Origin of the sequence: Marinimicrobium sp. C2-29 (assembly GCF_038419845.1) — a bacterium.
Lineage (GTDB): Bacteria > Pseudomonadota > Gammaproteobacteria > Pseudomonadales > Cellvibrionaceae > Marinimicrobium.
Window position 1 is genome coordinate 1 of sequence record NZ_JBCAQT010000001.1, and the last position, 12,199, is coordinate 12,199.

Below are 12,199 nucleotides of genomic sequence, written 5' to 3' on the forward strand. Positions count from 1 at the left end.
CGTTCGCCGGTTGCCCACAGGTTCGCGCTCACGCGCCCTTGTCTCGCGGGGCTCGACGTCTCCAAGCCATTTCTGGATGAATGAGACGGGCGCAGGGTGGCCAGGGGCGGAAAGCCGCAGAACGGCATGTAGCCGTAGCGAATGACGTTTCTTAAGTAGGCGTCCAGGGTTTGGAGCTTGTGTCGGGTGTCGTCGTCCTCGGTGACCAGGACGGTGACGCGGTTGCGGTGCTCGTCCGGGTCGGCACCGACGGGGTAGACGTTGAGGCTCAGGAAGCCGGCGCGGGTGTCATAGTGCACGGTGGTGTGGACCTCGCCGGAGAGGCCCAGAATCAGGGCGGTGCCAACGATTTCCGAGAGCAGGGCGTAGATGCGGCTGGTGAGGGTGTCCATGGCTTATTCCCCCTCCAGCAGTTGGTGGCGGAATAGCTCGACGTTGATCATCAGGCGTTTGCCAATGCGGAGGGTGGGCACGTAGCCCCGATCGACCCAGCCTCTGACGACTTTGGGTTCATCGCCTAAACCGATCCATTCGGCGAACTTGACCCAGGGGAGGACCGGGGGCGCGTGATTTAAGGTTTCTGATTCAAGTTCTTGAAAGTCCATGCGGTTTCACTCAGTATTCAACTTTGTTTGTCTTTACCTCTCATTGCTCCCATTTGGGCGGCAATGGAGAAACAATGTCTCTATGTAATAAATTACATGTAAATTAAAACATTGTAGTTTTGTTCATGCAATATATTACATGTATAATTCTATACAAGTTGGTCATATGGACGAGCTAATTGAACGCATGAAAGTTATATGCAAGCACGAAGACCTAACCAGGGAAGAGCTTGCCGCCAAAACAGAAATGACTTACACGAGGTGGCACAACTTGATGAATAATCGAGGTGTGATTAAGCCTGAAGAGATTGTTAAAACCGGAAACGCATTTCCGGAATATAAACACTGGATTGTTTTCGGTGAGGAAATACCGGAAGTAGGGCAGATAAGCCCGATGACAAAGGAGGCTCGAAAGAGCTTAGGAACTCAGGGAAAGGCCGGATAATCGCACAGGAGGTTACACGGAGATGGTGGAAGGGATACTAGCGCCAATGTTTGGCGTTCTGAAATGGGTGATATATGTTGCCGTTGTAGCAGTTGTGGCAGCCGTAGCACTAAAGCTGATAGCCGGTAAAACTAACGGGGTTAGAAAAAATAAGATTAAGCGAAAAGGTGCTCTCAGAATAGTGCCGTCGAGAGAAGAACCTAACAACCTGAAACCAAAAAAAGGTACTAAAACAGATCGCCGAAACCAGTTCACGTACGAGCCTGACGAACTTTGGCCGTTCATTGCAAAGGAAGTGATGACGCGAACAGAGAAAAGGATATACAGGCAACTTCAAAGTGCACTACCAGAATTCGAGATCATGGCACAGGTGCAACTTTCCCAGATTATCGAAGTAAAAAAGGGGCATGACTTTTACAAGTGGTTCAACAGAATCAATAGGATGAGCATTGATTTCGTAATATTGAACAAGGAGTTAAAGGCCCTGGCAGCTATAGAAATCGATGACTGTACCCACAGAGACCCCAAAAGGATGGAGGCCGACGCAAAAAAGAACAAAGCTTTAAGATCAGCAGGACTGACAATACTAAGGTGGGAACCTAACAAGATGCCGAGCAATGAGGTGATAGCGCAATATTTCACCAGTAAAAGCAAAAAGTTACCGACTGATCTGGGCAAGTAAGTCCAATGAAAATGGAAGCGAAGAGGCATTTAGAGCCTCAAGGGAAGGTCGGTTAATCGCTGTAGAGATCGCCAATCTCTGGAAGAAGAGGGGGCATGAGACGAAGTGCAGCTTCAAAATTATCTCTGCTATCTAAGCGCATATTGCAACCCTTCTATACAGAAGGGTTTGTTCGTGAAAAATTTAATCTCGTCAGTCAAAAATAGTGAGCGGATTCCCGGCCGTCGAAATACCAACCTCCTTTTATAAGTGGACCGGTATGACCATTGATGTAATTGATGGTATATATAGATTTCGGAAGGTCACCCATGTACTCAGTGAGAGAGCGGAACAAATAAAAGTTCCCCATAAGAGCATCACAGTAGAAGCAGCCGTTCGATATATAGGTTCTCCCAACTGTTCCGCTGTACCGCTTTTTGATTGCGCCAATTTTGTTTTGATATAACTCTTTGGCCCCAACGTTGTTCATAATAATCTCTGGAACGTCGTCTTCTGAAAACTTCTTAAAATCTACCTCGAAGCCTTCATGACCAACAAATGAAACCCCCAATACAACCCCAGTTTCTCTTTTGCACTTCCAGCAATTCTCGTAGTGGGGGATTATGTTTGCTTTCAGAAGGTCGCCAGGCTTCGGGGTCCAAGCCAGACTGCCTTGCAGCATCCCGCTTACAAACTCTTCTACCGGTTTGTCGAACTGGGGGACATACAGACTAGTCATTCCTTCAGTCTTAGATCGATATTTTATACCGAATACAGGGGTATCGAACTGGTAGGGAATGTCTCCGATATAATAATGCATATTGCTTCTAAGCTTAACTATCCAAGCAGCCCGAACGCCAGAAGACTTATACTTGTTTTGTCGCCTGAAGAATTCATCTCTTGTTTGGCTGGACCACTGAATCTCAAAGGCGATCTTAGAGGTTCCATTTGTACAGAAAACATCTGCAGTCCATTTCTCTCCGTCAGGAGTCTCTCCATCATGCTCTGACGATACCTCCCAGCCATTCTTTAAAGCAATTGTAGATACAAGGTTTTTCAGGTAAATGTGCTCAGGTGATTCTGGGCGGCTGTCACAATGCCCTTTCCTATAGTGTGCAAAAAATAATGTTCCGAGTTTACTTTTTTTAAGTACAGCACGATTATCACAGCAATTCATTATTACCGACTGACTCTTTAGGCTCTCCCAAGATTCCTCGTTGTATTTGAATGAAAAGATTCGCTTTCCGTTTAATGTTGCACTGAGAGGCAATTATTTTCTCCTTATTCTTGAGATTTGTATCTTTTCGGTCTATGTGTCTCTCGGTAGTTGCTATGCTTAAACGATTCGGCAATATCTTCTAGACGAGATGTTGATGGCTCTACGAGCATTTTGCTTATATTGAAGCGAGGATATTTGCCAAAGACCTCTGGGTGTAGCTCGGCGGCAACTGAAACGTCGGACTGGGATATATATCGTCCAGCCCAGCTCTCAATTAAATGTTTCGACGTAACCCCAAACTTGGGGATGGTCTTTATTTTCTTTTGAGCATCAAGCCACTCATAAGCAATGCGGATACAGTCATTATGCTCATGAAGCTGAGCGTCAAGATTATAATCAGTGCTCGATTTCGCAGCTTCTATTTCTTCATCAGTTAGACTATTCATTAAACGACCTGAAAAGTTGACAGGACACAGTATCGCGCATGAGGCCCATTAGTAGTAGGGCACGCTCCTGTTGAGATGGTTAGCAGTAAATTACGCTATTCGTCTGCTCCATAAATTCTATTGATTATGAAAAATCCATAGTCGGAACCTATAAAAATCTTCATACACACTTATTCTAGGCGAGAAGCAAGACCTTGCAAGCTTGGATGTCAATATTGTGTTGATCTTAAATTGGAATTTTGCGGTTTATCGTGACCGGAAATAACAATAACTTATTGATTCTAAAGCAATAGTACAAACTTTCGAGTAAATGGCGGCATTACCAAAATGATTTGAATCCTCGCTTCAAAAGGGGGCAGCCGATTTAAATTGATGCTGTTTCGTTGTCCTAAATTAGCCCCAAAAACTGAGTAGCTGTGAGCATAAATGAGGTTTTAGAAAGCTGCAACTCATTGATTTTAAAAGAATAGTGCCATTAAGGTGTATATTGAGCAGTTACTAAATCGGGTTCAAATCCTACCGTTCCGACCACTATTCCCCGAAGCCCCCGGTTTTCTTCGCGAAAGCCGGGGGCTTTTGCGTTTTGGCCCCTTTTCTGCTTTTATCGCTGAAGTCTTCCCTGTCTCTTCCGGCCGGGCGGATTCTGAACGTCTTGATTTTCGTGGCAGGGGGTAAGTCATGCGCTATGTTCTGGTGGGTACGGGCAATATCAGCAATACCTATGTCGCGGCCCTGGACGAGCGGTCGGGCAGTGAGCTGGTCGGCTGTGTCTCGCGCCGCGGGCGGGCCTTGCCCGCCGCTCCCGACTTGCCCTGCTGGCCCGATCTGGCCTCGGTGGATCGGCCTTTTGATGCGGTGATTCTGGCAACCCCCAACGGTCTGCATCATCAAGGAGCCATTGAGGCGGCCGAGCTGGGCAAGCATGTCCTGACCGAGAAACCGCTGGATATCGCCGTGGTGGCCATGGACAAAATGACTGAGGCCTGTCGCGCTGCCGGGGTGACGCTCGGCGTCTGTTTTCAGCGTCGCACCAGCCCCGATAACCGGGTGGTCAAGGCGCTGCTGGATGACGGGCAACTGGGCCGGGTGTTTGCCGCCGATCTGTCGGCCAAGTTCTATCGCGACCAGGGCTACTACGACAGTGGCGATTACCGGGGCGGGATGGCGCTCGATGGGGGTGGGCCCTTCATGCAGCAGGCCTGCCACAATCTGGATCTCTACGCCTGGTTTTTCGGGTTGCCCGAGCAGGTGGTGTCCATGCTGGGAACCTTTGCCCACCAGATTGAAGCGGAGGATCACGGGGCGGCATTGATGCGTCATGGTAACGGCATGATCGGCACGGTGGTGGCCTCCACTGCCACACGGCCCGGCTTCTCCGCCCGCCTGGAAGTGCACACGGACCGGGGCAGTTTCACCCTGACGGACGACAGCATCAGCTTCTGGGATATTGAGGGCCTGGCGAACCCGGGGCGGCAGGATTTTCAGTATGCCCACGATGGGGCCACAAGCGCGTCGGTGACGGACACCTCGGCCCATCAGGCCATCATCGAGGATTTTGAAGCCGCCGTGCGCGAGGGGCGCGAGCCCCTGGCGGGGGCCGCGTCCGCCCGGCTGACCACCGAGCTGATTCTGCAGATTTACCGCGAGCGGGTGTAGGGCCTCGCGAAGGGACCGCTATCGGGGAAAGCGCTGGCGCCAGCGCTCGTACTTCTCCAGCACCCGGTTCGGATCGGTGGTGTACCAGCCGTAGCCTTCCCGGCGTTCCATGGAAATGTCTTCGATATCGTAGTGCACCGAGTGATCCCGATCCCCGAACAGGGGCCGGCTGGTGCCGATTTCGGCAAAGCGGGACCACAGCGGCGGCGCGTCCTCGTCGGGCACAATTTCCCGCGCCTCGGTATCCCAGGCGTAACCCAGAATTTTGTTGGCCTCATACCAGGCCATGGCCGAGTGAATCGAGTGCTGGATGGCCTTTGACGGCTGCTCCAGATCCATCATGAAGTCCAGCAGTGACACGCTCTCCGAGGTGGCCAGGGCGACCATCTCATAGGCGCGGGCTTTGCGCGGCTCCAGTGTCTTGGGGTCGTGTTGTCCGCCCCACAGAGTGGGGGTGTCGTCCACGGTTACCTGGGAGGCGACCACCAGATCCAGCCCGCGCTCCAGGCTGTCGAGCGCCTGGCGGCGCAGGGCCGGGGGTGCCGACTCGAACGGGGCCATGCCGTTGCCCAGCCGGTGCAGGATGGTCAGATTGTTCTCCATCACCTCATCATTGTAGGTGATGTAATCGTGGTAACCCCCGCGTAGCGGGTAGGTCTGAGGCCAGCCGCCATTGGGGTACTGGGCTTCGAGGATCAGCTCCACTCCACGTATATAGCCCTCCAGATACCGGTGGTCGTCGGTGGCGGCGTGGGCACGGGCGAGCGCGGTGATCTGGGTGGTGGTCGCACTGTTGTCAAACGTCGGAATATAGTTGGACTCAACGCTGAAGGCCTGCCCGGTCTGGCGCGGCTTGTGGCCCATGTCCGTGCGCTTGGACCAGCCGCCGGAGGGCGTTTGAAACGAGAGAATGATTTCGGCGACCCGCTGCCCCTCTTCGGTGGCATACCACTCAGTGGGTTGATTCGGGTCAAAACCGAAGCGGTGGGCCTTGCGCGGCTTTTTGGGCTCATCCAGGCCCTCGGCGGCCACTTCGGCGCGGATGAAATCCCGGTCGAGGGCGCGCCAGTGCTGGGAGCGCGCCTGGTAGTCCTGCCACTCGTCGGCACTGGTCTCGATGGAGTCCCGGAATTCGTGCGGGGTGTTCTGTGGGGAGTGGCTTTGGCAGGCGGCCAGCGTCAGGACACAGCCGGCCACCAACAGCCATTGGCGGTTGATTGATTGCATAAATACTCTCACTTCTTCTGATCGTTGTCGCAGGGCTTATGGTCGCCCTGTCTGTGAGAGAAAGCTTACAGGAATATATGATCCTCGTCAGGGAATACCCCGGCTTTCACATCGGCCACATATTTCTTCATGGCGCCGGGGATATCCCCGGCTTCGGTGAGAAAGTTCTTGGAAAATTTGGGAGGGTGTTCGGTCAGCCCCAGAATATCGTTGATCACCAGGACCTGAGCGTCGGTATCGCGCCCGGCGCCGATGCCGATCACGGGGATGGGCACTTCCCGCGTAATGCGCTCAGCCAGTGCCGAGGGCACGCACTCCAGAACCAGAAGGTCCGCCCCGGCTTCGGCCAGCAGGTGGGCATCGGCGGCAATCTGCTCGGCCTGCTCGGGCTCGCGCCCCTGGACCCGAAAGCCGCCAAACTTGTTCACCGACTGGGGCGTCAGCCCCAGGTGGGCGCAGACGGGAATGCCCCGCTCGGCGAGCATACCCACGGTGCCCGCGAGCCACTGGCCGCCCTCGATTTTGATCATCTGGGCGCCGGCCTGCATCAGGCGGGTGGCGTTTTTCAGCGCGTCGGTGGAGGTGGCGTAGGTCATGAACGGCAGATCGCCGATGATCAGGGACTTGCGATTGCCCCGGGCCACGGCTTCCACATGATAGATCATCTGTTCCATGGTCACCGGGATGGTGCTCTCGTAACCCAGCACGGTCATTCCCAGTGAGTCGCCCACCAGCACCGCCTCCACGCCGCACTTTTGCGCCATCCCGGCCATGGGGGCGTCATAGAGCGCGACCACCACAAATTTTTCCCCGTTGGTTTTCATCTTCTGCAGGGTTTTGATGGTGACGGGTTTGTTCAGAGCGTTATCGACATCGGATCCGTAGGGCATGACGTTTCTCGCTATGGCAGGTCGTTATGTCAGGTCAAAGGGCCGGCGTCGGGTTGTAGTAGTGCCGGCCACTCTTGATGGTGAGCACCGTCTCCACCAATTGGTGGAAATGCTCGCGGTTGTTGGCCAGGTCCAGGTCCTGGGCGTTCACGATCAACAGGGGTGAGCTGTCGTAATAGTGGAAAAACTGGGTATAGGCCTCATTCAGGGCCTCGATATAGTCGGCGCTGATGCCCTGCTCACTGGCGATGCCGCGCTGGCGGATGCGCTCGGTGAGCACCTTGGAGGGCGCCTGAAGGTAGATGACCAGATCCGGTACCGGCGCATCGATGGTGAGCTTGTCGTACACCTGTCGGTAGATGGCGAGCTCGTCGTCATCCAGGGTGACCTGGGCAAAGAGCTGGTCTTTTTCCATCAGAAAGTCGGCGACGCGCACCGGCTCGAACAGGTCGGACTGACGCAGTTCCTGCAGTTGGTTGGAGCGCTGGAACAGGAAAAACAGCTGGGTGGGCAGGGCGGCGGTTTTCGGGTCCCGGTAGAAGCGCTCGAGGAACGGGTTTTCCTCGGGCTGCTCCAGAATCACATCGTAGTTGAACAGCTGGGCGAGATTTTTGGCCAGGGTGGTTTTACCGACCCCGATGGGGCCCTCGACCGCGATATAGCGGGGCAGATCGGCTTTGTTGTAGTCCACTTGTCGCTCGTCGTACATGGCTTCCACGGACTCGATACTCCCAGGTTTAAAATTCAGAGGGTGGTGGCTCAGCGGGTGATAGCGGCTCCAGCCCCCGGGGCGAACAGGCCTCCAATAATGACGCAAGAGGGGTGCCCGAGGGAAGTGTCAGCTCGGGGCTGATGTCCGCTAAAGGGTAGAGCACAAAGTTGCGCCTTTCCAGCTCCGGGTGCGGCACTGTCAGGCGCGGGTGCTGAATCTGCCGATCGGCGTAGAGCAGCAGGTCGAGATCCAGGGTACGGGGGCCCCAGTGCTCGCGCCGGACACGCTGATGCTGCTGCTCCAGCGCCTGGAGGGCATCCAGCAGCGCCAGGGGCTCCAGTTCGGTGTCCAACTGGGCCACGGCGTTGATGTAGTCGGGTTGGGGTGGGCCCACCGGATCGCTGCGGTAGAGGCGCGAACGGCCGCTCAGATGGCTCTCTGGCAGCTCCGCCAGCTCATCGAGCGCCCGCTCGACCTGCTGGCGCGGGTCGTCCAGGTTGCTGCCGAGGCCAATATAGGCGCGGACCACGGCTTACTCCTGCCCGCTGGGGGAGGGCGCCTGGTCAGGGTTGGTTTTTTTCCGGGGGCGACGCCGGCGTCCCTTGGCTTTGGGGTTCTTGCCGCGGGTTTCGGCGATCATCTTCTGCTGTTCCTGCTCGTCCACTTCCTGGAAGCGGGTCCACCAGTTGCCGGCCCCGTCGAGTTTCTCGCCCGAGGCTTCGCGCAGCAGCAGGAAGTCGTAGGCGGCGCGGAAACGCGACTGCTCGAGCAGCCGCTGGGGCTGACGCCGCTGAACCAGCCGATGCTGCATGTCCCACATCTCCCGCATGGGAATCAGGAAGCGCTTGGGCAGAGCGGTGTGCCCCAATTGCTGGCCGATAACCTCGGTGGCGGCCTGCTGATAGGCCGGCTGGGGCGGCATATCCTCGATCAGGGCATCGGCCCGGGCGCGCATGGGCGGCCAGAGCAGGGCGGCGTAAATGAACGCCGGGGTCACGGGTTTGTCGGCGCGCACCCGCTTATCGGTGTTGGCCATGGTCTGTTCGATCAGCGCCAGCCCCTGCTCGTCGCCCGCCTGCAGAGCCGCCTCGGTGGCGGGAAACAGGTGTCCGAGCAGATGGTACTCGCGCATAAGGTTGAAGGTGGCAGTGGCCGAGCCGTTCATGAACAGCTTGAGCACTTCCTCGAACAGACGGGCCGGGGGGACGTTTTCCAGCAGGGCGCCGAGCTTGAAAATGGGCGCGGCAGTGGCCGGCTCCACGCTGAACCCGAGCTTGGCGGCAAAGCGCACCGCCCGCAGCATCCGCACCGGGTCTTCCTTGTAGCGGGTTTCGGGGTCGCCGATCATCCGCAGGGTGCGCTTTTCCAGGTCTCTCAGGCCGCCGGTGTAATCGTGAATGGCGAAGTCGTTCAGGGTGTAGTAGAGCGCATTGACGGTGAAGTCCCGGCGGGCCGCATCGGTCTCCAGGGAGCCGTAGACGTTGTCGCGCAGGAGCATGCCATCGTCATTGCCCGACTGCTGGTGGTGGCCGCGGAAGGTGGTGACCTCAATGATCTCCCGGCCCATGCGCACGTGCACAATCTGGAAGCGGCGGCCGATAATGCGCGAGCCGCGAAACAGGCGCCGGATCTGCTCGGGCCGGGCATCGGTGGCCACGTCGAAGTCCTTGGGGTGGCCGCCCAGGAGCAGGTCGCGTACGCCGCCCCCGACCAGAAAGCCCTGATGGCCGGCATCTTCCAGGCGTTTCATGATGCGCAGAGCGGCCGGACTGATGTCACGGCGGGAGACATTGTGCTCGTCGCGGGGGATGATCTTGAGCGGGTCCCTGGGTTGAGAGCGCGGCAACAGCTTGTTAATGAGCCTTTTCAGCATGGGCAACGGTTTACGGTCAGTGAATTCGGTGAAAGCGGCTGAGTCAGCCAGTTTGCGCCGCCAGACGGTTTGTTGTGGGGTTCGATGCTGGCTAAGCGGCGGGCAGTTTAGCACGGGCCGCGCACGGGGGAAACGTGCCGGGCCTGGGCCGGGTGTTCTTCAGATAGCAAAACGGGAAAGCCTGAGCTTTCCCGTGGGATTGGGGTGCCTTTGATCCAGTGTTGGCAAAGCGGCGCTTCCGTGCCCTCGTATTAAAGGTGCGTTCTTGCAATCCCGCTCCAGTGTTTAGTCAGTCTTTCCGCTTGTTGTTGTCTTTTATCGTTATTTTCTTATTTGCGTAAAGCTCTATGGCTTTCGCTTTTTCTTATTGTTGTTTCGTTTTTATTATTGTTGCTCTTTTTATTGTTTGTTGTTGTTATTTTTGAACTTGCTCGTTTCTTATTGTCTATTGTTGTAATTATGGTGTTCTGCTTTTCTTATTGTCTGTTGTTGTTATTAGTCAGGAACTTTTTTTATTGTCTGTTGTTGTTATGTGCCCGTATAGAGAGCATTTCCTGTGCCAGGATTTGAAAATACAATAAAATCAACAACTTAGTTCAATTGTATGATCTCTTATTAAGTTTCGTTATTTCGAATGGTTACAAATCTTTAACCGGTTTGTTACGAAATCTGTGCCGGGTAACAGTTTCCGTCGGGGTAACAGCCGACCGGAAGGGTCACAGCCGGTAACAGAAGTGACGCTCAAAACCTCTTTGTGGCGTAAAAATCCGAAATTGGGTGTTACTTTTCCCGCTTTTTTGATGCAGAGACGGCCCTCACGGGGCTTGGTGCCTGCCTCCGGGCGCTCCATGGCGGGGCGTAAACGGGCGGTACGGGCACGCTCCGGTGGCAGCCGGGAAGGCCGAGCAGAGGGAGATCAGAGCGGTTTTTGGGGCGGTGTGAGCATCGCCCCGGGAAACCGGGGCGATGGTGGGGCACTAGTTTGCTGCGACACCCTGGGCTACTTGATGGCGGCACTTTTGTTGCGCGGGATACCAAAACGCTGTCGGCGCTCCCAGAGGCATTTTCGGCTCACCCCGAGTTTGCGGGCCAGCTCGGTCTCGCTCATGGTGTCTTGATGCTCAAGCACAAAGCGCTGGAAATAGTCTTCCAGTGACAGGTCTTCGGCCGGGTCCTGGGGCGAGCGGCGGGGCTTGAGGCGCTCGGGTGCTGCGGCCGGGTCTTCCTCGTCCTCATCAAAGCGCACCAGATCCAGGTCGATGTCCAGCAGCTCATGGCTGATTTCGGCCGAGTCTTCGCACAGAATCACCGCGCGCTGGATGGCGTTTTCCAGCTCGCGCACGTTGCCGGGCCAGGTATAGGTGGTAACGGCCTGTATCGCTTCGGGCGAGAGTTTGAGGTCGGGCTTTTCCATCTCCTGGCAGTAGCGCTGCAACAGCGACTCGGCCAGGGTGATGATGTCGCGCCCGCGCTCGCGCAGCGGTGGCAGCTCCAATTGGACCACATTGATCCGGAAGTACAGATCCTCACGGAAGTTGCCCTCCCGCGCCAGTTTGCGCAGGTCCCGGTGCGTGGCGGCCACCAGGCGGACATTCACCTTGCGCGACTCCACCGAGCCGATGGGCCGGACCTCGCCCTCCTGCAATACACGCAGCAGGCGGGCCTGGGCCTCCAGGGGCAGCTCCCCGATCTCATCCAGAAACAGGGTGCCGCCGTCGGCGGCGGCCACCAGGCCTTCACGCGTGCTGGCGGCGCCGGTAAAGGCGCCTTTTTCGTGACCGAAGAGTTCGGATTCGATCAGGGTGTCGGGAATGGCGGCGCAGTTGACCGAGATGATGGTCTTGTCGCGGCGCGGGCTCTCCTCGTGAAGGGCGCGCGCCACCAGCTCTTTACCGGTACCGGTCTCACCGTGGATGAGCACGGTGGCCTTGGTGGGCGCCACTTTGTGAATCCGGTTGTACAGATCCTGCATCACATCGCTGCTGCCGATCATGCCGGCAATGGCGTGGCTGGCGGTGGCCGAGCTGTGCTTGTTCTGGTTGGCGGCGTTGGCCTTGCCGATCACCCGTTTGACCGCCGATACCATTTCCTCGTGATCGAAGGGCTTGGCGATATAGTCGACCGCCCCCATGCGCATGGAGTCCACCGCCGAGCGCAGACTGGCGTAGCTGGTCATGATCAGCACTGGCACATTGCCCGCTTTGCTGATCAGGTCGGTCCCGGGGGCGCCCGGCAGGCGCAAATCGCTGATGATCAGGTCAAAATTGGCCAACTCGAACTTGCCGGTGGCCTCCTTGACCGAGGGTGCCTCGTTGACCTCGTACTTGTTGCGCTCGAGCAGGCGGCGCAACGCGGTACGGATGATAGGCTCGTCTTCAACGATCAGTATTTTGCTCATAGTGCTCACATCGCCTAGGGTCACGTGGGGCAGAAAGTATACTCTTCACCCTTGGGCAAACCAGCAT

13 protein-coding genes are annotated in these 12,199 nt (G+C 56.3%); 3 read left to right on the top strand and 10 right to left on the bottom strand.

Annotation, left to right across the window (positions count from 1 at the left end; translation table 11 throughout):
• Window positions 1-392, bottom strand: a 392-nt coding sequence (locus AAE484_RS00005; RefSeq protein ID WP_341936253.1) for a hypothetical protein, incomplete at its 3' end; no start/stop codon positions are given.
• 3 nt (window positions 393-395) lie between these two features.
• On the bottom strand, window positions 396-605 hold the full coding sequence (locus AAE484_RS00010; protein ID WP_341936254.1) for a DNA-binding protein: 210 nt from the start codon (window positions 603-605) through the stop codon (window positions 396-398).
• 166 nt (window positions 606-771) lie between these two features.
• On the opposite strand from AAE484_RS00010, the gene AAE484_RS00015 reads away from it, so the two are divergent.
• Together AAE484_RS00015 and AAE484_RS00020 are read left to right on the top strand one after the other, a co-directional pair.
• Window positions 772-1,050 (top strand): XRE family transcriptional regulator, encoded by a 279-nt coding sequence (locus AAE484_RS00015; protein WP_341936255.1) that lies wholly within the window; start codon window positions 772-774, stop codon window positions 1,048-1,050.
• A 22-nt stretch (window positions 1,051-1,072) separates the two neighbouring features.
• Window positions 1,073-1,732: a DUF2726 domain-containing protein gene (locus tag AAE484_RS00020; protein WP_341936256.1), complete on the top strand. Its 660-nt coding sequence runs from the start codon at window positions 1,073-1,075 to the stop codon at window positions 1,730-1,732.
• 196 nt (window positions 1,733-1,928) lie between these two features.
• Here AAE484_RS00020 and AAE484_RS00025 read toward each other — a convergent pair whose 3' ends face one another.
• Window positions 1,929-2,981 (bottom strand): competence protein CoiA, encoded by a 1,053-nt coding sequence (locus AAE484_RS00025; protein WP_341936257.1) that lies wholly within the window; start codon window positions 2,979-2,981, stop codon window positions 1,929-1,931.
• 11 nt (window positions 2,982-2,992) lie between these two features.
• Entirely contained in the window at window positions 2,993-3,376 is a 384-nt protein-coding gene (locus AAE484_RS00030; protein WP_341936258.1) for a hypothetical protein, read from the bottom strand.
• A gap of 678 nt (window positions 3,377-4,054) precedes the next feature.
• Between AAE484_RS00030 and AAE484_RS00035 the strand changes: the two genes are divergently transcribed.
• Window positions 4,055-5,032: a Gfo/Idh/MocA family protein gene (locus AAE484_RS00035; RefSeq protein ID WP_341936259.1), complete on the top strand. Its 978-nt coding sequence runs from the start codon at window positions 4,055-4,057 to the stop codon at window positions 5,030-5,032.
• Window positions 5,033-5,050: 18 nt separating this feature from the next.
• On the opposite strand, the gene pelA is transcribed toward AAE484_RS00035, so the two are convergent.
• The 6 genes from pelA to AAE484_RS00065 form a co-directional block, all read right to left on the bottom strand.
• Complete coding sequence (pelA, locus tag AAE484_RS00040; RefSeq protein WP_341936260.1) at window positions 5,051-6,259, bottom strand: pectate lyase; 1,209 nt, start codon at window positions 6,257-6,259, stop codon at window positions 5,051-5,053.
• Between the two features lie 65 nt (window positions 6,260-6,324).
• Complete coding sequence (gene panB / locus AAE484_RS00045) at window positions 6,325-7,149, bottom strand: 3-methyl-2-oxobutanoate hydroxymethyltransferase (RefSeq protein WP_341936261.1); 825 nt, start codon at window positions 7,147-7,149, stop codon at window positions 6,325-6,327.
• 34 nt (window positions 7,150-7,183) lie between these two features.
• Window positions 7,184-7,858 carry a deoxynucleoside kinase gene (locus tag AAE484_RS00050; RefSeq protein WP_341936637.1) on the bottom strand — a complete coding sequence of 225 codons (675 nt, stop codon included), beginning with the start codon at window positions 7,856-7,858 and terminating at the stop codon, window positions 7,184-7,186.
• Window positions 7,859-7,886: 28 nt separating this feature from the next.
• Window positions 7,887-8,390, bottom strand: coding sequence for a 2-amino-4-hydroxy-6-hydroxymethyldihydropteridine diphosphokinase (folK, locus tag AAE484_RS00055; protein WP_341936262.1), 504 nt, complete (start codon window positions 8,388-8,390; stop codon window positions 7,887-7,889).
• A gap of 3 nt (window positions 8,391-8,393) precedes the next feature.
• Window positions 8,394-9,734, bottom strand: coding sequence for a polynucleotide adenylyltransferase PcnB (gene pcnB, locus AAE484_RS00060; protein WP_341936263.1), 1,341 nt, complete (start codon window positions 9,732-9,734; stop codon window positions 8,394-8,396).
• Between the two features lie 1,000 nt (window positions 9,735-10,734).
• Window positions 10,735-12,132 carry a sigma-54-dependent transcriptional regulator gene (locus tag AAE484_RS00065; RefSeq protein WP_341936264.1) on the bottom strand — a complete coding sequence of 466 codons (1,398 nt, stop codon included), beginning with the start codon at window positions 12,130-12,132 and terminating at the stop codon, window positions 10,735-10,737.
• Window positions 12,133-12,199 lie beyond the last annotated feature (67 nt).

What these genes read in the sequence shown, in the direction of transcription:
- AAE484_RS00010 (WP_341936254.1), bottom strand. Translation starts at nt 605, where the DNA reads ATGGACTTTCAAGAACTTGAATCAGAAACCTTAAATCACGCGCCCCCG.
- AAE484_RS00015 (WP_341936255.1), top strand. Translation starts at nt 772, where the DNA reads ATGGACGAGCTAATTGAACGCATGAAAGTTATATGCAAGCACGAAGAC.
- AAE484_RS00020 (WP_341936256.1), top strand. Translation starts at nt 1,073, where the DNA reads ATGGTGGAAGGGATACTAGCGCCAATGTTTGGCGTTCTGAAATGGGTG.
- AAE484_RS00030 (WP_341936258.1), bottom strand. Translation starts at nt 3,376, where the DNA reads ATGAATAGTCTAACTGATGAAGAAATAGAAGCTGCGAAATCGAGCACT.
- AAE484_RS00035 (WP_341936259.1), top strand. Translation starts at nt 4,055, where the DNA reads ATGCGCTATGTTCTGGTGGGTACGGGCAATATCAGCAATACCTATGTC.
- pelA (WP_341936260.1), bottom strand. Translation starts at nt 6,259, where the DNA reads ATGCAATCAATCAACCGCCAATGGCTGTTGGTGGCCGGCTGTGTCCTG.
- panB (WP_341936261.1), bottom strand. Translation starts at nt 7,149, where the DNA reads ATGCCCTACGGATCCGATGTCGATAACGCTCTGAACAAACCCGTCACC.
- AAE484_RS00050 (WP_341936637.1), bottom strand. Translation starts at nt 7,858, where the DNA reads ATGTACGACGAGCGACAAGTGGACTACAACAAAGCCGATCTGCCCCGC.
- pcnB (WP_341936263.1), bottom strand. Translation starts at nt 9,734, where the DNA reads ATGCTGAAAAGGCTCATTAACAAGCTGTTGCCGCGCTCTCAACCCAGG.
- AAE484_RS00065 (WP_341936264.1), bottom strand. Translation starts at nt 12,132, where the DNA reads ATGAGCAAAATACTGATCGTTGAAGACGAGCCTATCATCCGTACCGCG.